Origin of the sequence: Clostridium aciditolerans, from assembly GCF_016316925.1 — a bacterium.
In the GTDB taxonomy this organism is placed as follows: domain Bacteria; phylum Bacillota; class Clostridia; order Clostridiales; family Clostridiaceae; genus Clostridium_AM; species Clostridium_AM aciditolerans.
Genome location: NZ_JAEEGB010000049.1, coordinates 32,289 through 59,223, shown reverse-complemented (window position 1 = coordinate 59,223; position 26,935 = coordinate 32,289). Strand labels below are relative to the sequence as shown.

Annotated in this window: 25 protein-coding genes, 1 pseudogene and 1 CRISPR repeat array; of the genes and pseudogenes, 23 read left to right on the top strand and 3 right to left on the bottom strand. The window is 30.3% G+C overall.

Translation table 11 applies throughout. From position 1 onward, the window contains the following. The first annotated feature begins 118 nt into the window (after positions 1-118). The 8 genes and pseudogenes from cas7i (at position 119) to I6U51_RS23640 (ending at position 11,337) form a co-directional block, all read left to right on the top strand. Positions 119-1,030 carry a type I-B CRISPR-associated protein Cas7/Cst2/DevR gene (gene cas7i, locus I6U51_RS23675; protein WP_211145018.1) on the top strand — a complete coding sequence of 304 codons (912 nt, stop codon included), beginning with the start codon at positions 119-121 and terminating at the stop codon, positions 1,028-1,030. Between the two features lie 6 nt (positions 1,031-1,036). After that, positions 1,037-1,726 carry a type I-B CRISPR-associated protein Cas5b gene (gene cas5b, locus I6U51_RS23670; protein WP_211145017.1) on the top strand — a complete coding sequence of 230 codons (690 nt, stop codon included), beginning with the start codon at positions 1,037-1,039 and terminating at the stop codon, positions 1,724-1,726. Between the two features lie 148 nt (positions 1,727-1,874). Beyond that, complete coding sequence (cas3, locus tag I6U51_RS23665) at positions 1,875-4,100, top strand: CRISPR-associated helicase Cas3' (RefSeq protein ID WP_211145016.1); 2,226 nt, start codon at positions 1,875-1,877, stop codon at positions 4,098-4,100. Positions 4,101-4,115: 15 nt separating this feature from the next. Next, positions 4,116-4,634 carry a CRISPR-associated protein Cas4 gene (cas4, locus tag I6U51_RS23660; protein ID WP_211145015.1) on the top strand — a complete coding sequence of 173 codons (519 nt, stop codon included), beginning with the start codon at positions 4,116-4,118 and terminating at the stop codon, positions 4,632-4,634. Continuing rightward, complete coding sequence (gene cas1b, locus I6U51_RS23655) at positions 4,634-5,617, top strand: type I-B CRISPR-associated endonuclease Cas1b (protein WP_211145014.1); 984 nt, start codon at positions 4,634-4,636, stop codon at positions 5,615-5,617. Before cas4 ends, cas1b begins: the two co-directional genes overlap by 1 nt. Positions 5,618-5,683: 66 nt before the next feature. Next, positions 5,684-5,947, top strand: coding sequence for a CRISPR-associated endonuclease Cas2 (cas2, locus tag I6U51_RS23650; RefSeq protein WP_211145021.1), 264 nt, complete (start codon positions 5,684-5,686; stop codon positions 5,945-5,947). A gap of 184 nt (positions 5,948-6,131) precedes the next feature. Further along, a CRISPR array of direct repeats spans positions 6,132-10,034; the repeat unit is 29 nt; unit sequence GTTTTATATTAACTATGAGGTATGTAAAT. Positions 10,035-10,094: 60 nt separating this feature from the next. Next, positions 10,095-10,247: pseudogene (locus I6U51_RS25450) on the top strand (N-6 DNA methylase); the annotation flags it as partial. A 577-nt stretch (positions 10,248-10,824) separates the two neighbouring features. Continuing rightward, entirely contained in the window at positions 10,825-11,337 is a 513-nt protein-coding gene (locus I6U51_RS23640) for a radical SAM protein (protein WP_246517663.1), read from the top strand. An 8-nt stretch (positions 11,338-11,345) separates the two neighbouring features. Here the strand turns inward: I6U51_RS23640 and I6U51_RS23635 are convergent, their stop codons facing one another. Then, positions 11,346-11,768: a MerR family transcriptional regulator gene (locus I6U51_RS23635; protein WP_211145012.1), complete on the bottom strand. Its 423-nt coding sequence runs from the start codon at positions 11,766-11,768 to the stop codon at positions 11,346-11,348. Between the two features lie 331 nt (positions 11,769-12,099). Here I6U51_RS23635 and I6U51_RS23630 point away from each other — a divergent pair, with 331 nt between their 5' ends. The 9 genes from I6U51_RS23630 to I6U51_RS23590 all read left to right on the top strand — a co-directional run bounded on the left by I6U51_RS23630 (position 12,100) and on the right by I6U51_RS23590 (position 19,568). Further along, a complete protein-coding gene (locus I6U51_RS23630) occupies positions 12,100-12,945 on the top strand; it encodes an aldo/keto reductase (RefSeq protein ID WP_211145011.1) in 846 nt (281 codons plus the stop codon). A 354-nt stretch (positions 12,946-13,299) separates the two neighbouring features. Then, positions 13,300-14,262, top strand: a complete 963-nt coding sequence (locus tag I6U51_RS23625; RefSeq protein WP_211145010.1) for a helix-turn-helix transcriptional regulator — start codon at positions 13,300-13,302, stop codon at positions 14,260-14,262. Between the two features lie 147 nt (positions 14,263-14,409). After that, a complete protein-coding gene (locus I6U51_RS23620) occupies positions 14,410-14,934 on the top strand; it encodes a VOC family protein (RefSeq protein ID WP_211145009.1) in 525 nt (174 codons plus the stop codon). 38 nt (positions 14,935-14,972) lie between these two features. Then, a complete protein-coding gene (locus I6U51_RS23615; protein WP_211145008.1) occupies positions 14,973-15,389 on the top strand; it encodes a RidA family protein in 417 nt (138 codons plus the stop codon). An 80-nt stretch (positions 15,390-15,469) separates the two neighbouring features. Next, complete coding sequence (locus I6U51_RS23610; protein ID WP_211145007.1) at positions 15,470-15,982, top strand: GNAT family N-acetyltransferase; 513 nt, start codon at positions 15,470-15,472, stop codon at positions 15,980-15,982. Between the two features lie 105 nt (positions 15,983-16,087). Further along, positions 16,088-16,906 (top strand): MerR family transcriptional regulator, encoded by an 819-nt coding sequence (locus I6U51_RS23605; RefSeq protein ID WP_211145006.1) that lies wholly within the window; start codon positions 16,088-16,090, stop codon positions 16,904-16,906. 124 nt (positions 16,907-17,030) lie between these two features. Then, positions 17,031-17,507 (top strand): SAM-dependent methyltransferase, encoded by a 477-nt coding sequence (locus tag I6U51_RS23600; RefSeq protein ID WP_211145005.1) that lies wholly within the window; start codon positions 17,031-17,033, stop codon positions 17,505-17,507. Between the two features lie 150 nt (positions 17,508-17,657). Further along, positions 17,658-18,779 carry a YibE/F family protein gene (locus I6U51_RS23595; protein WP_211145004.1) on the top strand — a complete coding sequence of 374 codons (1,122 nt, stop codon included), beginning with the start codon at positions 17,658-17,660 and terminating at the stop codon, positions 18,777-18,779. Between the two features lie 3 nt (positions 18,780-18,782). After that, entirely contained in the window at positions 18,783-19,568 is a 786-nt protein-coding gene (locus I6U51_RS23590; RefSeq protein ID WP_211145003.1) for a YibE/F family protein, read from the top strand. Positions 19,569-19,782: 214 nt separating this feature from the next. On the opposite strand, the gene I6U51_RS23585 is transcribed toward I6U51_RS23590, so the two are convergent. Together I6U51_RS23585 and I6U51_RS23580 are read right to left on the bottom strand one after the other, a co-directional pair. Continuing rightward, a complete protein-coding gene (locus I6U51_RS23585; RefSeq protein ID WP_211145002.1) occupies positions 19,783-20,256 on the bottom strand; it encodes a flavodoxin in 474 nt (157 codons plus the stop codon). A 122-nt stretch (positions 20,257-20,378) separates the two neighbouring features. After that, positions 20,379-20,948, bottom strand: a complete 570-nt coding sequence (locus I6U51_RS23580; protein ID WP_211145001.1) for a MerR family transcriptional regulator — start codon at positions 20,946-20,948, stop codon at positions 20,379-20,381. A gap of 408 nt (positions 20,949-21,356) precedes the next feature. Between I6U51_RS23580 and I6U51_RS23575 the strand changes: the two genes are divergently transcribed. From I6U51_RS23575 to I6U51_RS23550, 6 genes are all read left to right on the top strand, one after another. After that, positions 21,357-22,046, top strand: a complete 690-nt coding sequence (locus tag I6U51_RS23575; RefSeq protein ID WP_211145000.1) for a response regulator transcription factor — start codon at positions 21,357-21,359, stop codon at positions 22,044-22,046. Between the two features lie 94 nt (positions 22,047-22,140). Further along, a complete protein-coding gene (locus I6U51_RS23570; protein WP_211144999.1) occupies positions 22,141-23,064 on the top strand; it encodes an ATP-binding cassette domain-containing protein in 924 nt (307 codons plus the stop codon). Next, positions 23,057-23,845, top strand: a complete 789-nt coding sequence (locus I6U51_RS23565) for an ABC transporter permease (protein WP_211144998.1) — start codon at positions 23,057-23,059, stop codon at positions 23,843-23,845. Before I6U51_RS23570 ends, I6U51_RS23565 begins: the two co-directional genes overlap by 8 nt. Before the next feature lie 325 nt (positions 23,846-24,170). After that, positions 24,171-24,863 (top strand): ABC transporter ATP-binding protein, encoded by a 693-nt coding sequence (locus I6U51_RS23560; protein ID WP_211144997.1) that lies wholly within the window; start codon positions 24,171-24,173, stop codon positions 24,861-24,863. Beyond that, positions 24,864-25,643 carry a hypothetical protein gene (locus tag I6U51_RS23555; protein ID WP_211144996.1) on the top strand — a complete coding sequence of 260 codons (780 nt, stop codon included), beginning with the start codon at positions 24,864-24,866 and terminating at the stop codon, positions 25,641-25,643. Between the two features lie 21 nt (positions 25,644-25,664). Continuing rightward, positions 25,665-26,933 carry a S41 family peptidase gene (locus I6U51_RS23550; RefSeq protein WP_211144995.1) on the top strand — a complete coding sequence of 423 codons (1,269 nt, stop codon included), beginning with the start codon at positions 25,665-25,667 and terminating at the stop codon, positions 26,931-26,933. The last annotated feature ends 2 nt before the right edge of the window (positions 26,934-26,935 follow it).

The following is a 26,935-nucleotide window of genomic DNA, read 5'->3' as shown; positions in this document are numbered from 1 at the left end:
TTTTTTTAAACTCAATAACCGAAAAGGATTTTGATTTTGAAAATGTAGCTCATGCGTTTATTTCAGGTTTAATATCAGGAAAATTTGAAAAAAGTGATAATAAGGAGGAAAAATAATTATGAGTAAAAAAGGACTTACACTTACAGTAATTTTTCAAGCTCAAAGCTTAAATTATGGTGAAGGTATTGCAAATATAGCGGAATTAAAAAAGTTAACTAGAATGGACGGAAACATGTACACTTTTGCTTCAAGGCAAGCGGTAAGGTACGACATTGTGAGATTAGGCCATGACTTCTTCAACTGGAACTTACAAGTAGTTGATAAGGGTAAAGGAACAGTTCAGTTTAAGGATGAGTGTACTATAAAAGACTCTCAAGAAATGGATCTATTTGGCTATATGAAAACTTCAAAAAAAGGAGAAGGGTCAAAGGGTGGTTCAAGTGTAAGACCAGCGGTTGCGAGATTAAGTAACGCAATTTCTCTTGAACCATATAGAAGTGATATGGATTTCTTAAACAATAAGGGGTTAGCAGACAGAATAGGCGAACATCCTAATCTTGCTAACAGTGAACAGCATTTAAGCTTTTATACCTATACTATAACAATAGACTTGGAGAATGTAGGTATTGACCTAGATGTAAAACTAGATAACAAGGAAAGATCTGAAAGAGTAAATCAGTTACTTGATATATTGAAAGTATTAAATAGAAACATAAGAGGAAGACAGGAAAACCTATCTCCATTATTTGTGATTGGTGGAGTTTATGATGTTTCAAATCCTTTTTTCCTTGGAAGAATTAAACTTCAAAGCAAGAATGGAGCTTATTATATAAATAAGAATATGATTGAAGAAACATTAGAAATGAAACTATTTGATAAGTGTATCAAAGAAGATACATTAATAGGAGTAGTAGATGGTATATTTGCCAACAAAGATGAATTAGCTAATATAGTTGGTAGTAACATGAAATCTGTTGAGCAGTTCTTTCAAGGTATTAAGTTAAAGGTAAATGAGTATTACGGGGTGTGATAAATAATGAAGGTTTTAAAACTTAAAATCTACCAAGAAAGTGTTTGCTATAAAAAACCTTTTGCTTTTAAAGTTGGTGAAACTTACCCGCTTCCTCCATATTCTACTGTTAAAGGTATGTTGCACAAAATATTGAATGCTGAAGAATATATTCCTATGTCAGTTTCTATTCAAGGAACTTATGAAGGGCTTTTTAATAGTTATAATAGTATGTATTTTTATAAGCCAAAAGAGGTTACTACAATGCCTTTAAATACGCATATGCTTTATGGTGTTGAGCTCGTAATACATGTAGCTGCTGATATGCTAGTTTTAGAGAAAATACTAGATAACTTAAAGAATAGCTTAGAGTACTATAGTTTAGGTAGAAGAGAAGATTTGGCAAGGATAAACTCTGCTCAAATAGTGGAGTTAAAGGAAATAGATTTAGATGATGACGAGGACATTGAAGAAAAATATAAAAAAGGTGTAAAGTTAAATAATTCTATTTACATACCTATAGAAAAACATAAACAGGCAATTGGAAAGTGCAAGTTAAATGGAATTAGGTATAAGTTGAACCTTAAGTATGAGGTAAAAGATGAAATCAGAAGTTGGCAAAAAGTTGATGTCCTGTATGTAGAAGAAGGGGAACGATTAAATAGAAATAAAGTAATTGTAGATAACGAAGATTTGCCAGTATTTTTAACCTCGTAGTTATGTGATTAATTATGTGTGCAGTAGTTGCTGCACACATAATTAAATTTAAAACATTTATGTATAATGTGGCAATAAGAAAGTTATAGTTTTAAAGCATATTTACTTAGGAATTGTAGAATTTTTATAATTTAGGGGAGCGATTTAGATGGAAGACATTAATTCAATAATATATGCCAAATCTAAGCCAGAAGAAACCTTAAAACAACATACAAACAGCTTAATAGGTAGCTATAATCAGCTTAGAGAGGTATATGAGAGTAAAATAAACAAAATAATTGGCAAAGATAAAGAAAGTTTTTGGAAATTGTTGGATGTAGCTATTAAGTATCATGATTTTGGAAAAGTATTCACTCCTTTTCAAAATGTTATAAGAAACAAGCTAGAGAAAGAAGAATTAGAAACATCATTTCAAAACGACATACCACATAATTATTTATCTCCAACTTTTATTCCTTATAAAAAACTAGATATATATGATAATGAAGAATTGATGAATATACTTATTCAGACTATTGGATATCATCATGAGAGAGATAAACAAGTAGATAAGTATTTAATAGAGTATATAGAAAAAGTTATTGAAGAAGATTTAGAAGATAAAATAGAAATACTTAAGGAGCATATGGGCTTTGAAGTTCGCAAAAGCTGTGATTATAGATATTTAGATTACCTAAAAAGCGGTCAAAGAATAAAAGAAGGAGATAAAAACTATAATTTTTATATAATGTCAAAAGGGCTGTTACATAGAATAGATCATTCAGCTTCAGCTCATGTGGATATTGAAGATAAAGCAGAAGTAAATTTAGCAGAAAAAACAAAAGAATACATAAAAACTGAATTTAATTCTGAACCAAGAAACGCCCAAAAATTCGCCTATGATAATCGTGACAAAAATGTGATTTTGGTGGCATCAACTGGTAGAGGAAAAACTGAAGCAGCATTATTTTGGATAAATGACGATAAAGGTTTTATAACTTTGCCTCTTAGAGTTAGTATAAATGCTCTTTATTCAAGAGTAAGTAGTGAAATAGGTTTTGAAGAATATACTGGTCTTATTCATTCAAGCAGCTTGGATTATTTAGAAGAACAAGGTATAGAAAATGCGTCTCAGGTATATGAACAATCAAAACTTCTATCTAAAAAATTAAGTTTTTCAACTATAGATCAATTATTTAAGTTTCCTTTCAAACATAAGGGGTATGAAAAAATATATGCAACTCTTGCTTATTCAAAGGTAGTGATAGATGAAATACAGGCATACACACCAGAGATTGCTGCAGCTATATTAAAGGGCATAGTAATGCTTTATAATATTGGTGGCAAATTTATGATAATGACAGCTACCCTTCCACGAATATACAAAGATTATCTTCAAGAAAATGGTATTAATGATTTTGAGTATTGTGAGGATTTATCAGAGGATAAAAGGCACAGAGTAAGTATAATAGATGAGAATATAGATGAAGCCATAGATGAGATTATTGAAAAAGGCTCTAAAAGCAAAGTGTTAGTTATAGTTAATACGGTAAAAAAGGCATTGAAATTCTATGAAGAGTTAAAGAATAGAGAGGTTAAAAACTGTAATCTTCTTCATTCTATGTTCATTCAACAAGATAGAGCTTTGCTAGAAGAAAGAATTAAAGATTTTGCAGGTTCTAACAAAGAAAATAAAGAACCAGGTATTTGGGTAACCACTCAAATTGTGGAGGCTTCATTAGATGTAGACTTTGATTATCTATATACGGAAATTTCAACTTTAGATAGTTCATTTCAGCGTTTTGGGAGATGTAATAGGAAGGGGAAAAAAGAGGTTAAAGATCCTAATGTCTATATATTTACGAAGGATGCTACAGGAGTAGGAAGTATTTATGATAAGGAAATAGTAGAAAAGGGTATAAGCTTTCTAGAAAAATTTGTTAATGAATCAAGTGACGGATTTATGACTGAAAAAGATAAAGTGAAGATGGTAGATAAGCTGTATTCTAAGGAAGAGTTAAAAGGTACTCGGTTCTACGAGGAGTTTAAGAAAGCTATTAATTGCTTGAATAATACTATTGATTATGAAGTAGAACAGAAGAAAGCACAAAAACTTTTAAGAGATATAGATTCAATAACTGTAATTCCTAAAGAGATTTATGACAAAAATATTTATTTATTTGAATGCTATGAAGATGCTGAAGTTGAAGATAAAGGAGAATTGCTGAGGAAAATAAATAAGTTAACACTAAATATACCTAAGAGTAAAATAAGAACTAAAAAACTGATGCCCACAAGTATTAAGTATATAGAAGTATTAAATGTTAAATATAGTGGGTTGGATGATGAGGGGAAAGGTATAATGTTGGACGAAGAGCTAGATAATATTTGGTAAACATAGGAGGATTAAATGGAATTCGATTTAGAAATCTTTAAAACACAAGGTGTAAAACTTAATTATTATTATGTGTGTAAAAGAAAACTTTGGCTCTTCGATAAAGGAATAAGCATGGAGCATAACAGCGATAGAGTACTTCAGGGAAAAGTTGTGCATGAGAATTCCTACACGAGGGCTAATACGAAAGAAGTTCTAATTGATAATATGATAAAAATAGATATACTAGACAAAGACTACGTTAAAGAAGTTAAAATATCTAGCAAGATGGAGGAAAGCGATAGAAAACAACTTCTTTACTATCTTTATTATTTGAAAGCTTTAGGAATAAATAAAAAAGGAACAATCAACTATGTTAAGGAGAAAAAAGTAGAAGAAATAGAGTTAACACCGCAAGATGAAATGGAAATAGAAGCAGCATTGATAGATATAAAAAGTATATTGAAAAAGGACAAACCTCCTGGAGCAATAAAAGCACCATATTGTAAAAAATGTGCATATTATGAGTTTTGCTATGTTAAGGAGGAAGAATAATGAGTAAGGACTATTATATTTTTAGTGAAGGAAGAATTAAAAGAAAAGATAATACTGTATACTTTATAGATAGCCAGGAAAACAAAAGAGCTTTACCTATAGAAGAAGCAGAAAGAATTCACCTTTTCGGAGAAATAGATTTGAATACTAAGCTATTAAATTACATTTCCCAATATGGAGTTGTTCTGAACTTTTATAATTATTATGGTTTTTACACTGGTAGTTTTTATCCTAGAAAGAAGAGAGTATCTGGTCTTCTACTTGTTAAGCAAGGAGAACATTATAGTAACTACGATAAAAGGCTATATATGGCAAAGTCTTTTATAGATGGAGCGGCACATCATATATTAAAAAACTTAAGAAGGTATAAGGAAACTACTCAAGAACAAATTGAGAAAATAGAAAATGAAAGAGAAAATATAGATAAGGCTAAAGCAATAGATGAATTAATGGGTGCAGAAGGAAGGATGAGAATGTGCTATTATGGAGCATTTAACGGTATATTATCCAATGGATTCACAATGGATAAGAGAGAAAAAAGACCACCTACTGACCCAGTTAACGCATTAATATCCTTTGGAAATAGTCTTATGTATACAACAGTTCTTGGAGAAATGTATCATACTCAGCTTGATCCTACCATAAGTTATCTTCATGAGCCTTCTAGCAGAAGATTTTCTTTAACATTAGATGTCGCTGAAATTTTTAAGCCTCTTATAATAGATCCTTTAATATTTTATATGGTTAATAACCGCATGCTTAAACAAGAAGATTTTGATAACTATGAAGGTGTATGTTTTTTAAGCGAAAATGGAAAGAAAAAATTTATTAGAGAATATGAAAAGAAGCTAGAAACTACAATTAAACATAGAAGCTTAAATAGAAAAGTATCGTACAGAACATTTATTAAGCTTGAATGTTATAAAATAATAAAACATTTAATTGGAGAAGAGAATTATAAGCCTTTAAAGGCCTGGTGGTAAAAAAATCATTTTTAAAAATAGATTATAAGGGTTTATAGTAAATCTATGAAAAGTGTGGTGTTAACTATATTTGTTATTTTAACCTATGATGTCGGAGAGAAAAGGGTAAATAGAATTAGAAAAATATTGAAAAAGTATTTAGTGTGGACTCAGAATTCAGTTTTTGAGGGAGTTATAACAGAAGCTAAATTACATAAATGCTTAGCGGAAGTAGGGAAAAGTTTAAATAAGCAGGAGGATTCCTTATATGTTTATAGAATTAGTAATCCGAAGAATATAGCAAAGGATGTGGTTGGTAAAGAAAAAGGTTACGATGAATTATTTTTATAAATTTGCAGTAAACCTACTTTTTTCGCAAGTGAATGAGAAGGCTTGATTTTTCTAGCTTAAGAGGGTTAAAACTTAATTTGAGAAATTCACTACTGGAGCCTTACTGCAGAAGTGACGATTTTGTAATCTTTTTATGTGAAGAAAAGCTAGTATTTTCAATGGGTCTATTATTTTTATTTGTTGGGTTTTATATTAACTATGAGGTATGTAAATATGTATGATGCTGTTGATCCACTAATCATTTTTCTAGTTTTATATTAACTATGAGGTATGTAAATAAGGATTAAAGTTCTTCCATAACATAAAATTTTCTGGGTTTTATATTAACTATGAGGTATGTAAATAAGTTACTAGAACTTGCAAGAACTATAAGCAAAAATGGTTTTATATTAACTATGAGGTATGTAAATCTCTATGAAGCTAAATTTTGCTTCTTCATCATTTGAAGTTTTATATTAACTATGAGGTATGTAAATTAATTCTTTCTTTGCCTGTAGCCTTCATAGCACTGTCGTTTTATATTAACTATGAGGTATGTAAATGCAGGAGAACAGATAGATGATAAGTTAGTAAACGCGCGTTTTATATTAACTATGAGGTATGTAAATTTATTTCAGTATAATCATGTTCATATATCATTCTACGTTTTATATTAACTATGAGGTATGTAAATGTTGAAAATAGTACTGAAGCTGTAATTAGTGGGCATGCTGGTTTTATATTAACTATGAGGTATGTAAATGGGTTTCGACCGTTTGAAAAGGCATTAAAGGATTTTCAGTTTTATATTAACTATGAGGTATGTAAATGTTTTTGCGGAAGCTCTTACAAGGGCAAATCTTCCAGAGTTTTATATTAACTATGAGGTATGTAAATCAAATAAAGCATTTGGTAATAATTCAATAAAAATAGGTTTTATATTAACTATGAGGTATGTAAATAGATAATCTTAAAAACATAAAGAGTAAATATACAGGTGTTTTATATTAACTATGAGGTATGTAAATTTTATTATTATTCTTTGCATTTTGTATTCGCCAGTGGTTTTATATTAACTATGAGGTATGTAAATGATATTGAGGCTTTGAAAAATCAACTTTCAGCCCAGGTTTTATATTAACTATGAGGTATGTAAATGGGTATGCATTAAATGTATCTGGGTTAACTTTTAAAGTTTTATATTAACTATGAGGTATGTAAATACTGAAAATTGTGAAATGAATATAATTATATTCTTGAGTTTTATATTAACTATGAGGTATGTAAATACATGGAAATTAAATATTTTTGTTAATGCTATTAACGGTTTTATATTAACTATGAGGTATGTAAATAAAAATTCATATGTGAAACGTGTGGAAAAGAGTTTAGGTTTTATATTAACTATGAGGTATGTAAATTGGTGTCATTTTGTACTTTGCAAATGCTATATCTGGTTTTATATTAACTATGAGGTATGTAAATACAGTTACACGGTTTGAACTCATTACTGATAAAGGTGTTTTATATTAACTATGAGGTATGTAAATTAGCACTTATATAACTAGCATTTACACCACTTAATCTGTTTTATATTAACTATGAGGTATGTAAATATAAGCATGGAGAAATTATAGAATATGCAAAGAAATGTTTTATATTAACTATGAGGTATGTAAATACATATGGTTGGGCTGGAGTTTATAATAGTAAAAAGTTTTATATTAACTATGAGGTATGTAAATCAGTAACAACCATGGATTTAAGGATGTACTTGGCTGGTTTTATATTAACTATGAGGTATGTAAATTGCAATTGTAAATATGAGATATAAAGAAGAACAAATATGTTTTATATTAACTATGAGGTATGTAAATCAATGTCGTTTTTAAGTAATATTTCTTTTACTTTTGAGTTTTATATTAACTATGAGGTATGTAAATGTAGATAATAAGGAATTGATAGAACAACTTAACAACGTTTTATATTAACTATGAGGTATGTAAATTGTAGTGATCTATAGAATTGCTATATTTAAAGTCAAAGTTTTATATTAACTATGAGGTATGTAAATGGTAAATCTTTTGACAATCTTTCAACTTCTCTTTTGGTTTTATATTAACTATGAGGTATGTAAATGTATATAAAGTAATCATTTTAACCTCCGAACATTAAGTTTTATATTAACTATGAGGTATGTAAATATTAAGTGTTGTTGCAGCTGTGCTATCAGCGTTTATTGTTTTATATTAACTATGAGGTATGTAAATTCTTTATCGTTGTAGTTTCTTACTTGAAGTCTTCCGCGTTTTATATTAACTATGAGGTATGTAAATTACTATTCTTCCAGGACCTAAATGGAAATTATAATAGTTTTATATTAACTATGAGGTATGTAAATATGAATGCTGCAGACGCTGAACGATTAACCCTACATGGTTTTATATTAACTATGAGGTATGTAAATAAAGAGATTAAATATCTTTCAGGTATAGTTGATAGGGTTTTATATTAACTATGAGGTATGTAAATTTCTTAAAGATTTCCCAAGTGTAAATTTTGCATTTGTTTTATATTAACTATGAGGTATGTAAATTTTTAATCCAGGGATTTATTTCAATTAAGAATTTTTGTTTTATATTAACTATGAGGTATGTAAATAAGTAACAAGGCTTAATTGCCTTAACAAGAACCTAGTGTTTTATATTAACTATGAGGTATGTAAATAAAGGATATCTTTGTATACCGGAAGGAAGAACTTCAAGTTTTATATTAACTATGAGGTATGTAAATTTCTTTAACTCTTGTAAGCAGCTCTTACAAATATTCGTTTTATATTAACTATGAGGTATGTAAATAAATTTGGGAATAATTCATCTAGCTCCACAACTATCTGTTTTATATTAACTATGAGGTATGTAAATTCATTTACTAAATTTATAAGTTCTTTTAACTTAGCAGGTTTTATATTAACTATGAGGTATGTAAATTCAATCTACTTGGAAGCATGTCCAACAAAATATTAAGGTTTTATATTAACTATGAGGTATGTAAATTAAGACCTTTGATAAAAAATATAGAGGGAAAGCACAAGTTTTATATTAACTATGAGGTATGTAAATACGACCGTGCATAGCTTTTTGGAGATTAAGAGAGTAGTTTTATATTAACTATGAGGTATGTAAATGGAAAAGTGTTATACCTGGTAGACGAGAGCGGCTTCGAGCGTTTTATATTAACTATGAGGTATGTAAATCCAGTAATTTATTTATAAGCCGCCTAGCGTTCCCTTTCGTTTTATATTAACTATGAGGTATGTAAATACAGGCGAAGAAACTGTGTTATTACCTACACCGCATGTTTTATATTAACTATGAGGTATGTAAATATAAGAAACTAATAATAAAATATGAAAATACCATAAGTTTTATATTAACTATGAGGTATGTAAATTACGTAAGTGGTGATACGAGCGTGGGAGATACTCCAGGTTTTATATTAACTATGAGGTATGTAAATATGCAATCTGTTCAATTTATTTCAAAAGAACCAGAAAGTTTTATATTAACTATGAGGTATGTAAATTTTTAATAAGTATGAAGTTAGTATGATACAAAAAGGTTTTATATTAACTATGAGGTATGTAAATATAAAAATCCTTTCTTTACTTCTAGCATGGGATAAGTTTTATATTAACTATGAGGTATGTAAATCTCTTTCATTTGAATTAAAATGATAATCCAGTTTCATTGTTTTATATTAACTATGAGGTATGTAAATCAGGTCCTATTTTATTATATAAGTCCACATCTCTTTGGTTTTATATTAACTATGAGGTATGTAAATTAATTAATTTCAAATCCTGTTCTGTAAAGAATAATAGTTTTATATTAACTATGAGGTATGTAAATGTTTACAGTTGTACCAATAGAACTTGCAACACCTAAGGTTTTATATTAACTATGAGGTATGTAAATTAAATATTTTTAAATGATATACTTGTAAATTTATTAGTTTTATATTAACTATGAGGTATGTAAATATATATTTTCAAATTACAATATCAAATTAGATGGTATGTTTTATATTAACTATGAGGTATGTAAGTGTGTCTATTACCTCTATTTCTTCTGGAAACTTAGCTATTTTATATTAACTATATGGAATGAAAGATACAAAGGGAGACCTTTATGAATACTTACTTTCAAAAGTTACTACAGCAGGTACAAATGGACAGTTTAGAACACCAAGACATATAATTGATATGATGATTAAATCAATGAAACCAACACCAGAAGATATTATAGTAGATACAGCAGCGGATATAAAAGAAGGAATAAATGCTGGAGTATGGTCTGTAGGAGTAGTGATTGGAAGTTCACAAATGGGACTGAGTTATGAGGATTTTGCTAATCTTTCAGAGATAGAAAAAAATGAAGCTATTGAAAACACTCAGAAAAGTTTTTTAGACATTGGTGCGGATTTCACTATAAAGACAATGAAAGGACTTCCTAAGTTAATTGAAAGAATTAATGCTTTGATTTCAGAGGGTAAAAGACCAAATGCTAAATAGAATTGAGTTAAATCGTGAAGATGACACCCTAAAAATGAAAATTGCACAGATGAAAATCCAAAGGCATCAGGATGAATAAGTCCTGATACCTTTACTTTTATAAAAAACAATTGTAGATAAGAAGTTTATGAAAATTTAATATGTTTTGCTATTTTTACTATTGACCTTCAGTTAGGTGTAGGGTCTAAACTTAGTGTATAACAAAATAATTAATGGCTGCAAACTCCATTAAGGCAATTGAATCTCCTTTACGGAGCAAAAGCCATAAAGTTTGTACTTTTATGACTATATAGCAGCGTATTATCAATTATGAGGAGAGATGAAAATGAAATATACTAACCCTGTTTATCGTCCACCATTTGAAGCAAATTCATTATTATTACAAGTTACAGTAGGATGTAGCCATAATCAATGTAGCTTTTGTACAATGTATAAGGATGTTCCTTTTCAGACTGAATCAATGGAACAAATCGAAAAAGATCTGTTAGAAGCAAGAAAAGCTTATCGTAAAGTGAGTCGTATATTTTTAGTTAATGCTGATCCTTTCGTCCTGAGTGCAAATAAATTAAAATTAATAGCAATTAAAATCAATGAAATCTTACCTGAAGTTGAAACTATAGCTATGTATGCCTCAATAAAAAACATAATCAATAAAACCGATGAAGAACTAAAGGAATTAAGAGCCTTAAAGATTAATGAGCTTAATATCGGTCTAGAATCTGCTATGCCAGAAGTAGTTGAGCATTTCAATAAGGGCTTTACCATTGATGAAGCAAAAGTACAATTAAATCGCTACCGGATTGATATCCTGGCCATAATATGCAGTCATATCTGTTAAAGTTAAACCTAAAATTCTGAATCATTATCCGTATATTCGCAACAGGTTGGAATTGGTGAGTCCGTATCATAGGCCTGGCAGGCATCATGGTAATAATCGAGCTTTCGGTCAATCAAACGAAGATGTTTTTTTAAATCTTCGATTTGCTTTAAAACATCTTCTTTATGTTTTACTAACATATCGTTACGGGAATGAAGAGTATTATTACCTTCATTTTGCCAGTCTGTGAATTGCTTTATTTTCTTAATAGGCATTCCAGTATTCTTAAGACAGCATATAAGTGAAAGCATTTCCATATCATCCCTTGTAAAAATACGGTTGCCTGATTTATCCCTTTTAACATTAGAGAGCAGCCCCTCACGGTCATAGTATCTTAATGTATATATTGTTAAACTCATTTTTTTAGCGGCTTGTGCTATGGTATAGTTCACGTTTATCACCTCGAATAGTTTTTTATATATTATATAACTTACACTTAACTCTAAGTCAAGGATGATTATGAATATTGTTAAGTGTAAGGTTATACTTGCTGTATCGGAGGGAAAGGAGTATGAATTTAAGAATATGAATTTTTTTTGCAGATACTATTGACTTACAGTTAAGTGTAGGGTCTATACTTGCCGTATAGGAGAAAAGGATAATACAAGTCAGGCACTCAAGGTTATGGCAGATGAGCTGGAAAAGAAAAAATACCTGCTCCTGTAGAAGAAGACCATGTTATGACAAATTTTATATGATAATAAATCAGAAAGGAAAATAATTATGAAAGAAAATTTTTACACATTAAACAACAACTATAAGATTCCGAATATAGGATTCGGTACATTCCGCACACCTAGTGGAGAGGAAACAGAGCAGTCTGTATTAAACGCAATCAAGGCGGGATATCGACATATCGACTGCGCTGCCGCTTATGGAAATGAAAAAAGTGTTGGGGAAGCTATACGTAAATCCGGTGTGGCACGTGAGGAATTATTTGTAACAAGTAAGCTGTGGAATGATGAGAAAGGATATGAAAAGACATTAGCTGCTTTTAATCGAACTTTAGAGGATTTACAGCTTGATTATCTGGATTTATACCTTATCCACTGGCCTATTGCAAAAGCATCCAAGAATAACTGGCAGGAAGCAAACAGCGAGAGCTGGCGAGCATTTGAGGAACTTTATAAACAGGGTAAAATCAAAGCAATCGGAGTTAGTAATTTTCTTCCGCACCATTTAGAGCCGTTGTTGGCAACCGCTAAGATTCAACCGATGGTGAATCAAATCGAATTCCATCCTGGCATGTTGCAGGAGGAAACCGTAGCGTTTTGTAAGCAACGCAATATTTTGGTGGAGGCATGGGCTCCATTTTCAAACGGACAGATTTTGAAGCATCCGGTATTAAAGGAAATTGCGGATCAATACAAAAAATCCGTAGCTCAGCTTAGTCTGCGCTGGATTATTCAAAAGGGAATTGTTCCATTGCCAAAGTCTGTTACACCGGAGAGAATTAAAAATAATCTTGAGGTATTTGACTTTGAAATCGGTATACAAGATGTTGAGAAGATTGACAGACTAACCGATTGTGGAAGTTCAGGGCTTCATCCGGATAAAGTAGATTTCTAAGGTTATCTGATATCTATCACTGTTGAGAAAATTATTCCTTATATCGTTGAATAAATGAATATGAAGAACATGAATAGAGTACATTTCTTGAACAAGGGATTGCACTCTATTCATATCTATATGAAATAAAATTTAATTAGTTTTTGAATAAACAAGTTATGAAAACTTTCTATTAACATTCCATTTGACATAATTAATTTTAGCTACTAGAGTATATATTAGAGAAACATATAAAAAATTGAATTTTACCGAAATGTCAGAGGAATAAAATTTGTTATCTCAGTCAGATGAAATTGCTGACTGAAGATCACAGAATAGTTGCATTGGAAGAAAAGCAGGAGAGGAGGGCGTCCCATGGCAAAAAATGATAATATGCTGGCAATTCTTTGGATGTTGAATTCAGGAGCAAAAATAACTGCCAAGCAAATTGCGGAAAAATTAGAGATAAATATACGAACCGCTTACCGTTATATTGATTCGCTCTGTGCAAGCGGAGTACCGATTTTATCAGATGCAGGACAGAACGGTGGGTATAGATTGCTGAACAATTTTATTCAAGCACCTTTGTTTTTTGATGTTGAAGAACAAAAAGCGCTTCTTCATGCCGCTGTATTTGCCAAAGAAGCAGGATACCCTTTCAGCGAGTCATTAAGTAATGCAACTCAAAAATTAAAAATGTATTCAAACCGGGAACAAGAAAGTACTCTCAATCGCCATCTAGCTGGTTTTGAAGTTATAAACCGTAATATTGCCCCTTCTGTTAAGACGACATTGGAAGAACTGGAGCGGGCTGTAGCAAACGAATATTCTGTAGAAATTGAATACCGCACAAGCCATGAAGAACAACCCCGGTCAAGAGTGATTGATCCTTATGGAATACTTTATTGGAACAATAAATGGTATACGATAGGATTTTGCCATCTTAGGAATCAAATCAGAAGCTTTCGGGCTGAACGGATTTTACAGATAAAAGGGACACAAATGATATTTAAAAGGCCTGAAGCCTTTTCTGCTAGGGAATTTTTTTTGCAGAATCTTTTGCCTGATCCAACCAGTAAGGATGGAGTGATTTCATTAATTATCAGTGGTAGATCAGAAGCTTTGGACGATTTGTGCATTCATTGGTTTTTAGGTCATCATCTGAAAGAGAGGACATCAAATCAAGCAGTCTTTTTACTTGACGAAAGAGCAATTCATGCATATGTACCTTATTTTCTTCTATCTTATGGAAAGGCCATTCAAGTAATCGAACCGCAGAGTTTGAAGAAAAAGCTTGTTGCTGTTGCATCGGAGCTAATGGAATATTATCAGATTTAACAGCTTTACTGACAGCAGTTGTCAGTGAAGCTGTTTTATAATAATGAAAAGCATTGATCCAAATAAATGATTGATTACGCTTGATGAATTCGATCCAATAAACACATGCTTAATAATATTTTGGCATAATTTAAAGGAGGTACCAAAATGGCTGATTGCAAAAAATATATAGGAGTAACAGGTAAATATACAAAGGATGGAATACCCAACGGCTTTACAGCTATAACACCATTTATAGTAGTGAAGAATCCTTCTGAAGCAATAGAGTTCTATAAGACAGTTTTTAATGCAAGGGTTAAGGATATTACTGAATTTTTCGATGGAAATGGTAATAAGATAGTTGTTCATGCGGAATTAGATTTTGGCAATGGCTTTTTGCAGCTGGGAGCAGAGAATCCGTCATACAAATTGGTCTTGCCGCCAACTGAGGATAATGCATGTTATTCTTTGGCAATTTACGTTGCAGATGTTGATCAGGTGTTTGAAAATGCAGTGGCAAGGGGAGCAAAAGTCAGGGAAAAGATTGTTAACTTTGTTTCAGGTGATCGATTCGGGAGCATTTTGGATCCTTTTGGGGTAAGATGGTCCATTATGACCAGGATTGAGGATTTATCAGAAGAAGAAAGCACCTGTAGAGTAAGAGAATGGGCGGATAGCTTTAAAAGCAGATAAAAACAAAAGGATAGATTTGATTGAAGGGAGCAAAAAGTATGAGTGAATTTAAAATGGAGCATAAAAACCCGGAAGGGTTATTCGTGTCAAAAGCATTTAGTCAAGCGATTACCGTAAGCGGAAAAGCAAAAACAATTTATATAGGCGGACAAAATGCTACTAATTCAAAAGGTGAGCTGATTGGAGCCGGTGATTTGGAATTGCAGACAAAGCAAGCGCTTAATAATATCGCGACTATTTTAGCTTCTGAAAATGCAAGTTTTGCCAATCTGGTTAAACTTAATATCTATTTACTCAGTGGATGCGATCCGCGAATTGGTTACAAAGCATTCCAAGAAGTGGCCGGTTTATTAGAGAATCCACCTTTGGTCACCGTTCTATTTGTCTCGGAATTTGCGCGTCCAGCTTGCCTTCTTGAAATAGACGGAATTGCTGTCATTGAAGATAAGGACTAAATATCTTTTGTATTCACAAGGAATTGTGAAGCAGTCGCGCCGTTGATCAAATTAAGAAATGGCAAAGGGGGAAAAAGATTTTGGAACGAATTAACAATCAAAGTGTTCAGATTAATCCTTGGGAAGATAAGGATCTTGATTTGCTCTTTGGCATTAACGAACCAGAAATGATGGAACATCTGGGAGGCCCAGAGAGCAAAGAACAGATTTTAAAGCGTCACAAACGATATCTTGAGCTATGTGGTAAGGGATGTATGTATAGCATTACATTATATCCAGATTTGGAGGCAGTTGGCTCTGTAGGTTATTGGCAAAAAGTTTGGAATGGTGAAAGCATATACGAAATGGGATGGAGTGTACTACCTTCATCTCAGGGGAAAGGGATAGCAACAGTTGCTGTGAAGTTAGCAATAGACGCAGCATCTGCCGAGAACAAGTATAGCTACATTCACGCTTTCCCTTCAATCAATAATCCTGCTTCTAACGCAATTTGTCGAAAGTTAGGCTTTGAATTTATCTCGGAATGCGAATTTGAATACCCGCCAGGGAGTTTTATGCGATGTAATAATTGGCGTTTGAAGCTTAATAATTAATACACAGATAGATTCAGGTAATGATTCTTCCAGTGGTTTTTATGACGCATTTTCTAAGATTATGGGGAGGTTACCTATTAAATCCAAAAGAGGGGCTGTGCTAAAGTGTTTAAAATAGGGGAGTTTTCAAAACTAACGCAGGTTTCTATACGAATGTTGAGATACTATGATGAGACAGGTCTTTTAAAACCTGCCCAAATTGGTCAATTCACCGGCTATCGATTATACTCTGTTGAACAAATACATACTTTACATAAGATAATTTTTTTACGGGATACGGGCTTTAATGTTTCAGAAATTGCGGTAGCCTTAAGTAATTGGGACAATACTTTTATAACAAAGCAGCTTAAAAACAAACGTCAGGAAATAGAATCAATAATAAATAGGGAACAACAAAGACTTGCTAAAATTGATATTGCAATCAATGACATTATGGAAGAAAAAATATCAATGAATTACAACGTTTCGCTTAAAAGCATACCTAGTTATCAAGTGCTTTCACTGCGAAAAATTATTCCTAACTACTTTAGTGAAGGTATGCTGTGGGAGGAATTGTTCAATTTTATAAAGGAAGAAAATATTGATATACCGAAAAACAGCAGCGATTTCGCCATTTATCATGATGTAGAATACAAGGATGCTGATGTAGATGTTGAAGTATGTGTTGTTGTGAATCGTATGGGTGAAAGTAAAAAAGGCTTTACCTTTCGCGAGACAGAGAAAGTGGAGACAATGGCTTGTGCTATGGTATACGGACCCTTTGAAAATATTGGACCTGCATATGAGACTTTTGCACATTGGCTTATGCAGCATAATCAATACAAAATGACAGGTCAAAATAGACAAATATGCCATAGAGGCCCCTGGAATGAGAAAGAACCGGACAAGTATCTAACGGAAATTCAAATTCCTGTGGAAAAATAAGTATATAGAATTGTTTGATACAACCAGCAGAAATTTTTCTGTTGGTTATATTTCTATATATTGACTCTCACATGGTGATAGGGTTTACAGTAAGGTTGAAGAATAAAAAAATGGAGGTTTTAGTATGGAAAAATTATCAGTAAACCCAATAGGAAAAATCAAAATATGTGAGGAGGGAATGTTCATAGAACTGAATAAAAGTTATATTCCTGCATTAAAAGGATTAGATGGATTTAGCCATGTAGATGTTATTTGGTGGTTTGATGACTGCGACAATAAGGAGTCTAGAAGCGTATTAGAAGCTTCTTCGCCCTATAAGAAAGGACCGTCAACCTTGGGGATATTTGCTACTCGATCACCCTTTAGACCGAACCCAATAGCCCTGACTGCTGCACAAATCATCTACATTGATCACGAAAATGGTAGGATTCAACTTGCCTATATTGATGCTAATGATGGTACTCCAGTCATTGATTTAAAACCATATACACCAAGTCTTGACAGAGTGGAAAGTCCTCAGCTCCCAGAATGGTGCAGTCATTGGCCTGAGAGCTTAGAAAAATCTGGGGAATTTAATTGGGAAGAGGAGTTTAATTTTTAATCAGTTGGCGCAAAAAAGCTTTACTTTTCTTAATTTAAAAATACAGGGATTGATGATAAGATTACTATCTTTCTCATGATTTACAAATTTATTTTAAAGTGGTATTATTGTCGTAAAAAATTACTTAAGACACTTAGGGAGATAGTATAAATGCAGAATTTTAAATTAAGACTTAGTAAGAAGTCTTTGATAATGTTAGCTTTTATTATAATCATTTTTTCAGTAAGCTATCTTTTTTTATCAAAGAATGAGAGCTTTTATGACAAAACCATAGCAAAAATAATATCTGTTGATGAAAAGTATTCTACTGCACATGGTATAAATGGTGAAACTGAACAGATAAAAAATCAGAAAATCAAAGCAGTTATTATGAATGGTCATCATAAAGGTCAAGAAATAGAATTGCAAAATAAAGCTTCATTTTCACAAATAAATGATTTAGATTTGAAGGTAAATGATGAGGTTTTCGTAACAGTTAAAGAAGATGCTAATAAGAATATTGTATCCTCCCAAATAATTGATTTTAAAAGAGATAATTATATGGGGTATACTATAATGCTATTTGTAGTATTAATACTATTAATTGGTGGATATAAGGGATTTAGGTCTCTATGTAGTGTAATCATTAATATATGTATTTTTTTAATATTGGTTCAGTTGTTTTTATATGGATTTAATTTCACAATAGGGTCAATAGTTGCAAGTATTTTATTCATTATTTTATCTATTACAATAGTTTCTGGAAGAAATAAAAAAGCTTTTTCTGCAATTGTTAGTACAATGATAGCCACTTTAATTGCTATGCTCATATCCTTATTAGTAATTAAGTTAAATAATTGGAATGGCATTCATTTTGAAGAGATGGAGTTTTTAACACACGCTCCAGAGAATATATTTCTTACGGAAATACTTATAGGTACTCTAGGAGGTATAATGGATATCGCAATATCTATATCTTCATTTGTAAAAGAGAGGTATGATATAAATCCAAACATTGAAACAAAGGGACTTATTAAATCAGGCTTTGAACTAGGAAAGGATATTATGGGTACCATGACAAATACGTTATTATTTGCTTATATTAGCGGTAGTATGCCTATTATTTTGCTGCTCTTTAGAAATAATTATCCTATTTCTTATATCATTAATATTAATATGTCACTGGAACTTATAAGAGCTATCACCGGAAGCATAGGAGTAGTTTTAAGCATTCCTATTTCTATTTATACTTCAGTGTTCCTCATAAAAAAGAATAAGATTGGAGAAGTTTAAGAAATGAATACATCTTTAATTTTGCTAATTATTCTCTTTGTTTTAATGATGGTTATCGGTGGCAGACGAGGAGTAAAGTCCTTTTTTACATTAGTTTTTAACTTTTTAATTTTATTTATAATGCTAATCGTAATAAGTTCAGGCTTTGAACCAATAAAAGTTACTATAATTTTTTCTGTATTAATTACTATAATTACTTTATTTTATGTAAATGGGGTAAATGCAAAAACTGTTTCATCGTTATTATCCGTAACTATAGTAATATTATTAACTTTACTTATGACCTATAAAATAGGAACTAATGCAAAAATTCAGGGATTTGGTAAGGAACAAGCGGAGACCATTGCATTTGTTTCAGTTTATGTGCAGCTTAATTTTACTAAAGTATTATTGTGCGAAGTTTTAATTGGACTATTAGGAGCTATAATTGATGTTTCTATATCTATATCCTCTTCCCTGTATGAAATACATAAAAGTGATCCTGCTATAACAAAACAAAACTTATTCCACTATGGTATGAATATAGGAAAAGATATCTTGGGAACTATGACAAACACTTTACTATTCGCATATATAGGTGGATTTATGACATTAATAATTTATTTTAACGAACTACATTATTCTATTTTAAACATAGTAAATGCAAAGGTATTTTGTTCAGAGGTTTTCCAATCCCTATGCGGTGGAATAGGAATAATATTAATAATTCCAGTAACTTCATTTATAACATCTGAAATACTATTCTCAAAACATTTACTAAAGCTAAACTATATCAAGAAAAGTTATTAGATTATTCTTGCTATCCAGCACTAGGGGAAGTGCATAGGATTAGGTTTTGATAAGCATTCATTTGATATTCAAGCTAAATCTCAGTTGGTTTTAATTAATGGTGAAATAGCATATAAGAGATAAAAAATAGATTAATGGGGGTGTAGCAAACTACTTTAAAAAGTAGTTTGCTACAGTTTAATTCATCCAATATATTTGTAAATTTTGGGATTTATTATAATTCGTATCCAATTGTCTTAAGCCAATTTGTGACCTCTTCCGATGCAACAGTACCGTTTACAGCAATACCAGGCAGAATTATGGATTTTGGGCACTCTTTTGCTATATCATTTTCAATTTGGCAAAATCCACCGCCTCCATGAGTGCAAAAGGGAATTACTGTTTTGTCTGTAAAATTGTGTTGTTTAAGAAAGCTCATAACTGGCGGGGCTAATGTTTTAAACCAGTTAGGTGTACCTATAAATATTGTTTGATACTCATCTATTGATTCATTTCCAGATATTAGCTTAGGGCAAAATCCTCGAGAAATTTCATTCCTTACTTCTTTAGCGGCCGTATTATAATCAAAGGAATAATTCTTATCAGGAATTAATTCTCTTATAGTACCACCAGTCTGTTTTGCTATTTCTAATGCTAAATTCTTTGTGTTTTTGAAAAGCGAATAATAAACTATCAGTGTATTGTTCATATATGTTATTTCCTTTCGTAAAAGTTCGATTTATTCGTTAGTTTATAAATAATTCATATGTCACATTAAATTACCACTTTGAACTAAATGCTTTGCAAAATTACTATCTACAAACAGTACATCTATTTTTGACAATAGCACATAATTGCTTGATAAAGGAAGTCACTCAAATCTTCATCACTGAATTGGTTGATGTAATTTTTAAATCTACTATCAGAATTATAGGTGTTAGCAATACATTTCAGAATTTCTGTATCACAAGTCATATATTGTTCTAGGTAACTTTTCCATTCTACAATTAGTTTCTGAACATCGTCAGAAGAAGGTGAGTTATTAAAGATATTCAAATTAAATATATCTTTTCCTGATACATAATCCTCTAGCGCATTAATAATTGTAGCTAATCGTCGTTGTTTTGATAGTAAAGTTTGATAATGCATTTCTAACATTTGTAGTTGTTCTTGTTTTGATAGTTGCATAATATCTGATATTTCTTTTAAAGATAAATCCATTTCCTTAAAAAATAGAGTAGTTTGAAGCTTTTCTAAATCTTCTCTGCTATAAGCTCGATAATCATTATCCGATAAACGAGTTGGTTTTAATAAATTTATTTTATCGTAGTAGTGTAATGTTCTAGCAGTAACACCTGTTATTCGTACGATATCTTTGACTGTAAAAAATTGTGTCTTCATTTCAAAAATCCTTTACTTCTTCGAGAATAATATCTTTTAACATAATAACATCAAATCCCTTTGGTTCATTTTGTATTATATTTGCATAATACACTATAACCTTACGTCATAGTCAAGCATAAATGTTTTAGGAAAATAAAAAAAGGTAGCGCCAACTACCTTTCAAGAGAAAACACCGATAGGTTTTCTCACGCTATATTTAATAAAAAACCAACACGATTATATCATAAATATAGCGATGCTTCAATTTTCTATCAGAGATTGATTAAAGTGTATATAAGAAAGTATACGAATTTTGTTGTATAATAATGGTTAGATATCCTTATTAATCAAGGTTAATCTAGCTTTAGAGAATTAGTAAAAGAATAATTCATATATATTTTTTAATAATAGGAAGGAGTGAAATATATGAAAAGAAATATAAAAATATTAGTAGTAGAAGATGATAATGATATAAATAAGTTGTTGAGTGATATGCTTAATATGAGTGAGTATATTACTAAGTCCGCTTATTCTGGAACGGAAGCATTAATATATTTAGAACAGGAAAATTGGGATATGGTTTTACTAGATTTAATGTTACCAGGTATGGATGGGGAAGAGCTTCTAGTTAAAATAAGAGAGCTTAGTCATATGCCTGTAGTAATAATTTCAGCTAAGGAAGAAACAAATACTAAAGTGAAAACCTTGAGAATAGGAGCAGATGATTTTATTACTAAACCTTTTGATATAGAAGAGGTATCAGCTAGAATAGACTCACATTTAAGAAGATATAAAGAGTTTTCAGAGGATATACATGAAAATATATTAAGCTTCGGGGAAATTTCTCTTAATAAAGATACTAGAGAAGTATTTGTAAATAATACTAATGTTATTTTAACTACCAGGGAATTTGATATTTTACAGCTCTTAATGAGTTACCCTAAAAAGGTTTTCTCAAAGTCCAATGTATTTGAAAGTGTATGGGGAAACGAGTATATATGCGATGATAATACAATTACTGTTCATATAAGCAACTTAAGAAATAAGTTATCAAAAGCAGGTTCTGGGGATTATATACAAACTGTTTGGGGTATAGGGTACAAGTTAGATAGTTAAAATTAAGACTTTCTTAATATTTATTTTATATTTGCTTATTAATTAAACTATATAATTGTTAAAGTTTATTGATTATAAATAGGGGAGAATTAATGTGGAGTATGTTTTAAGAACTATAAATTTGATCAAAAAATATAGAAATAATTTAGTTGTTGATGGTGTGAATATTAACATAAAGCAGGGAGAAATCTATGGCTTTATTGGAGAAAACGGAGCTGGGAAAACTACAATCTTTCGTATGATAACAGGACTTGCATCACCTACAGATGGTTCAATTGAATTATTTGGTGAACATAGGGAAAAGAAAATGGCAATACTTAGAAAAAGAATAGGGGCTTTAGTAGAAAGACCTGCTTTATATATAGGCATGACAGCTTATGAAAATTTAGAAGCTTGTAGATTGCAAAAGGGAATTCCAGGAAGAGAAAGTGTAGAAAAAGTTTTAGAACTTTTAAAAATTTATGATATAAAAGATAAAAAAGTAAAGGATTTTTCACTTGGAATGAAACAAAAGTTAGGAATTGCCTTAGCTCTCTTAGGTGATCCAGAATTTTTAATATTAGATGAACCTATAAATGGTCTAGATCCAATAGGAATTATGGAAGTAAGGGAAGCCCTGAAAAAATTAAATAAAGAAAGAAATACAACAATTCTTATTTCAAGTCACATTTTGAGGGAATTATATGAGATTGCAACTTCTTATGGAATACTTCACAAGGGAAAGATTTTAGAAGAACTTACATCAAAACAATTAAATGAAAAATGCAGAAGAAGCTTAAGTATAAAAGTTGACAATTTAAACAAAGCTTTGCTTGTTTTAGAAAGAAAATTAAATATAAATAATTTTAAGGTTTTGCCAGATGGAACTATAAGAGTTTATCAATATGTTGATAATCCTGGAATAATTTCAACTGCAATTTTTAAGGAAGACATTGTAATTGAGCAGATAATGCCAAGTGAAGAAAATTTGGAAGATTATTTCAAAAGTTTAATAGGAGGTACGTATAATAATGTATAACTTATTAAAATTTGAAATCTTTAAACTAAAATACAACAAAACCTTCAGAAGGTCAGCTGTAATTACAGTATTTTTAATTATTTTGTGCGTTTACTTATCTTTTCATGATAAGAACACAGTTAGGATATTAAGTGACTCTTTTCAAGGAAGAGAATTTGGAATTTTAATGAACAATTTTGAGGACAGAATTCACCCTAAGTTTATAGAATATTTTTATTCAGCCTTTGGATTTTGTCCTGTCATATCAATAATAGCTATGTTTTTAGTAGGAAGTATCGTTATTGATGAATATACTGAAGGTACAATTAAAAACATAGCTGCATATGGCCACAAAAGAGTAAAAATATATATATCAAAATTAATAGTAATATGCTTAAGTATATTTATCTTATTAACTTTTTTATTATTTGGTGCAGCAATTGCAGGGGGGGCAATAAGTGGATGGAATGGAGCTTTTAGTTTTCAAGTTTTTACACAAATGATTAAATTTATAATTTTAGCAGCATTAATATATTCTAGTTTAATAAGTACTTACATGTGTTTAGCTATACTCATAAGAAATAAATCCATATTCGTAGCATTATGTATAATAGCTATCTTTTTAATAGGTAGTAATTTGTACTATTTTGCTGACTTTTTAAGGCATATGCCTACATTTATGCTTATAGAAATAAGTATGTCACAAGTAAATTTGTATAATATTATATCAAATTGCAGTATTCTAATCATGATTTCAACATTAATAGGTTTATTAAAATTTAAAAACTTAGAACTAAAATAAAGAGGATGTTTCAAAAAACTCCTCTATTTCTTTTTGTCTCGTATCAGTTAAGCTGTAATACTTTCTATCTGGTCCAAAGGGAGATTGTTTTTTTCTGATTTTATTAATTTATTTTCACTAGCATGGATTTCAAGCTATGTATATAGTAGTACAGACTACCATGCAATACATGGATGGTTGGAAAATATTTTGAATTTTTAGTCGTTGGCTGGAGGATAAATCTTAAGAATTTGAACTTAAGACTTTCTTAATATTTTCTTTATAACTACTTAGAAGTTAACTATTAAAATCAAATTGAAATCTAAAGTAATAGGAGAGGATAAACATGGAATATTTATTGCAATGTGAAAATTTAGTTAAAAAATATGGAAGAAAAAGAGCTTTAAACAATTTAAATTTAGAAATAAAAAAAGGAAAGATAGTTGGGCTATTAGGGCCAAATGGAGCTGGTAAGACTACGCTCATAAAAACAGCTGCTTCACTCTTAAGCTATGATAGGGGCAACATACTAATTGATGGTAGGTCACCTAGTGAAAAAACGAAAAAAATAGTTGCATATTTGCCAGATAAAGATTTTTTATATGAGTGGATGACTATAAAAGAAGCTTTAAAATTTTTTAAAAACTTCTTTGAGGATTTTGATTATGAAAAATCTCTTAAGATGGTGGAGGAGTTAGAACTTGATTTAAATTCAAAGATAAATTCACTATCAAAAGGAATGCAAGAAAAATTAAATATATCTTTAATCTTTTCAAGAAAAGCAAAACTTTTTCTATTTGATGAACCTCTTGCAGCAGTTGATCCATCTATGAGAGAGAAGATAATTAAAATTATACTTAACAATTTTGACAAGGATAGTTCCATTCTCATAAGTACTCATCTTATAAATGATGTGGAAGGACTCTTTGATGAAGTCGTATTTATAAATGAAGGTAAAGTTTTACTTCATGATAATGTGGAAGCTATTAAGCAAAAGCATAAAAAATCTATTGAAGATTTGTTTAAGGAGATGATTTAAATGATTTTAAACTTGTTTAAACTTGAAATGAAAAAGCACTTTCTCATATTTGGTATTTTTACATTAATAGAATTGATTTTGAGTACAGCTGTATTAATAAATTATGACTATAGGGGTACAACTTTTGCAGTAAGTAGTATTACATGGATTATAATTCCAGTATATGTTTTTATTGATTTATATAATGAATTTTATAAGGGGAAAGAAGTTATAACACATATGATACCAATAAAAACTTCCACTAAATTTTTAGTAAAATCATTAACCTTTTCTTTAGGATTAATGATTATATGGTCAACTTGTTTGATATATGAACTATTTAGTTTAAATGGAATTTACTATTTAAAAATAATGGACTCAAGTAATCCAAAGGCAGGTGTTGTTTATTTTATATTAGCAAGACTTATTGGCTTTATTGCTGGTCCAATTATAATAGGAATGGCTTTAGCTTTAAGTAAGCTTGTAAAAAATAAAATTCTAAGTGCAGCTATAATTATTAGTACTATTACCGTTACTACTATAGGGTTATATTTAATAATGAAATCAAATTTGTCTGGTCAGGAACATATAGGCTGGGCAATAGGAACCACATCACAGGAAAGGTTTAAACAATATGCAGGAATGGTTTCTATATTAGTATCATCAGATAAAGGTATAACGGATATTGCTAAAACTATATATTGGAATAACGTTGTTTTTAATATTTTAGTGACTTTATTAGGCTGGGGAATTGTATCTTTAATATTCAATTCTAGAAAATATGAGGTATATGGAAAATAGTTTTTGGAAAGAGGAATTGAAATGAAATTTATAAAAAACAGCATAAAATTTTATATTTCCATTGTTTTGATAGTTATCACGTGTGTTTTCAGTGGTTGTGCTTCCAAGTATATAGGTAAGGATAGAAATTCTAAATGGACAAAGGATATAGAATATTTAGCTAAAGTTCTTCCTGAAAAGCATAAAAACCTATTTTCTAAAATAACAAAAGATGAATTTGATAGTGAGATCAATAATTTAAAAAAAGAACTACCAAACATGAATGATGATGAAGTTAAAATTGGTATACAGAAGATAGTGGCATCTGTAGGTGATGCTCATACACAGTGTACCTTTGATTCAACAAAAAAAATATATCCAATAAGCCTATATTGGTTTAAGGATGGTATTTATGTTTGCAATACTATAGATAAATATAAAAATATACAGTATTGTAAATTAGTAAAAGTAAATGGTAAAGATATAAAAGAAGTGGAAGCTTCTATTGCAAAAATAATATCCCATGAAAATGACAGTCAGGTAAAAAATATGCTTCCACAATATTTAGCTCTTCCAGAAATACTTCATGGGTTAAAAATAGTTTCTAATGGAGACAAGGCTAATTTCACTTTTGAAGATAAAGAAAAACATTTATATGATGTTGAAATAGAGGCTATTACTTTAGATGAAAATTCTAAAGATTTATTTAAAAAGTCACTTGTAGATAAGCTGGATGATAATACTAGACCCTTGTATAGAAGAAATTCAAATATAGATTATTGGTATAAATATTTAGAGGATGAAAAAGTTTTGTATTTTAAGTATAATAGCTGTAAGGAAGATACGAAAAAGCCTTTCAATGCTTTTAGTCAAGAAATGTTAAATATTATGGATACACATACTGTAAATAAATTAGTTATTGATTTAAGGAATAATGGAGGGGGAAATTCTTCTATATTGGAGCCTTTTGTTAATAAAATAAAGAAAAAGAGTATAAACAGTAAAGATAAGCTTTTTGTAATAGTTGGAAGGGAAACTTTTTCTTCAGCAGTTCTAAATTCAATATATTTAAGGAATGAAACAAATGCAACTTTTGTTGGTGAAGAAACTGGAGGAAAGCCTAATTCTTTGGGAGAAGTAAGAAGTTTTAAGCTGCCAAATTCTAAAATAGAAGTTTATTATTCTACTAAGGAATTTAAAGAATCCAAGGTAGATACACCATCTTTTATTCCTGATAAAGTAATAGAATCATCAATAGATGATTATGAGTCAAAGAAAGATCCTGTTCTAAATTTCATACTCAATAAATAAAA

Excerpts from the sequence above, each read along its gene's own strand:
- I6U51_RS23585 (WP_211145002.1), bottom strand. The coding sequence starts at position 20,256 with ATGAACAATACACTGATAGTTTATTATTCGCTTTTCAAAAACACAAAG.
- I6U51_RS23560 (WP_211144997.1), top strand. The coding sequence starts at position 24,171 with ATGGAATATTTATTGCAATGTGAAAATTTAGTTAAAAAATATGGAAGA.
- cas4 (WP_211145015.1), top strand. The coding sequence starts at position 4,116 with ATGGAATTCGATTTAGAAATCTTTAAAACACAAGGTGTAAAACTTAAT.
- I6U51_RS23550 (WP_211144995.1), top strand. The coding sequence starts at position 25,665 with ATGAAATTTATAAAAAACAGCATAAAATTTTATATTTCCATTGTTTTG.
- I6U51_RS23615 (WP_211145008.1), top strand. The coding sequence starts at position 14,973 with ATGAGTGAATTTAAAATGGAGCATAAAAACCCGGAAGGGTTATTCGTG.
- I6U51_RS23575 (WP_211145000.1), top strand. The coding sequence starts at position 21,357 with ATGAAAAGAAATATAAAAATATTAGTAGTAGAAGATGATAATGATATA.
- I6U51_RS23630 (WP_211145011.1), top strand. The coding sequence starts at position 12,100 with ATGAAAGAAAATTTTTACACATTAAACAACAACTATAAGATTCCGAAT.
- I6U51_RS23600 (WP_211145005.1), top strand. The coding sequence starts at position 17,031 with ATGGAAAAATTATCAGTAAACCCAATAGGAAAAATCAAAATATGTGAG.
- I6U51_RS23625 (WP_211145010.1), top strand. The coding sequence starts at position 13,300 with ATGGCAAAAAATGATAATATGCTGGCAATTCTTTGGATGTTGAATTCA.
- I6U51_RS23580 (WP_211145001.1), bottom strand. The coding sequence starts at position 20,948 with ATGAAGACACAATTTTTTACAGTCAAAGATATCGTACGAATAACAGGT.
- I6U51_RS23590 (WP_211145003.1), top strand. The coding sequence starts at position 18,783 with ATGAATACATCTTTAATTTTGCTAATTATTCTCTTTGTTTTAATGATG.
- cas3 (WP_211145016.1), top strand. The coding sequence starts at position 1,875 with ATGGAAGACATTAATTCAATAATATATGCCAAATCTAAGCCAGAAGAA.
- cas7i (WP_211145018.1), top strand. The coding sequence starts at position 119 with ATGAGTAAAAAAGGACTTACACTTACAGTAATTTTTCAAGCTCAAAGC.
- cas1b (WP_211145014.1), top strand. The coding sequence starts at position 4,634 with ATGAGTAAGGACTATTATATTTTTAGTGAAGGAAGAATTAAAAGAAAA.
- I6U51_RS23555 (WP_211144996.1), top strand. The coding sequence starts at position 24,864 with ATGATTTTAAACTTGTTTAAACTTGAAATGAAAAAGCACTTTCTCATA.
- cas5b (WP_211145017.1), top strand. The coding sequence starts at position 1,037 with ATGAAGGTTTTAAAACTTAAAATCTACCAAGAAAGTGTTTGCTATAAA.
- I6U51_RS23620 (WP_211145009.1), top strand. The coding sequence starts at position 14,410 with ATGGCTGATTGCAAAAAATATATAGGAGTAACAGGTAAATATACAAAG.
- I6U51_RS23640 (WP_246517663.1), top strand. The coding sequence starts at position 10,825 with ATGAAATATACTAACCCTGTTTATCGTCCACCATTTGAAGCAAATTCA.
- I6U51_RS23565 (WP_211144998.1), top strand. The coding sequence starts at position 23,057 with ATGTATAACTTATTAAAATTTGAAATCTTTAAACTAAAATACAACAAA.
- I6U51_RS23595 (WP_211145004.1), top strand. The coding sequence starts at position 17,658 with ATGCAGAATTTTAAATTAAGACTTAGTAAGAAGTCTTTGATAATGTTA.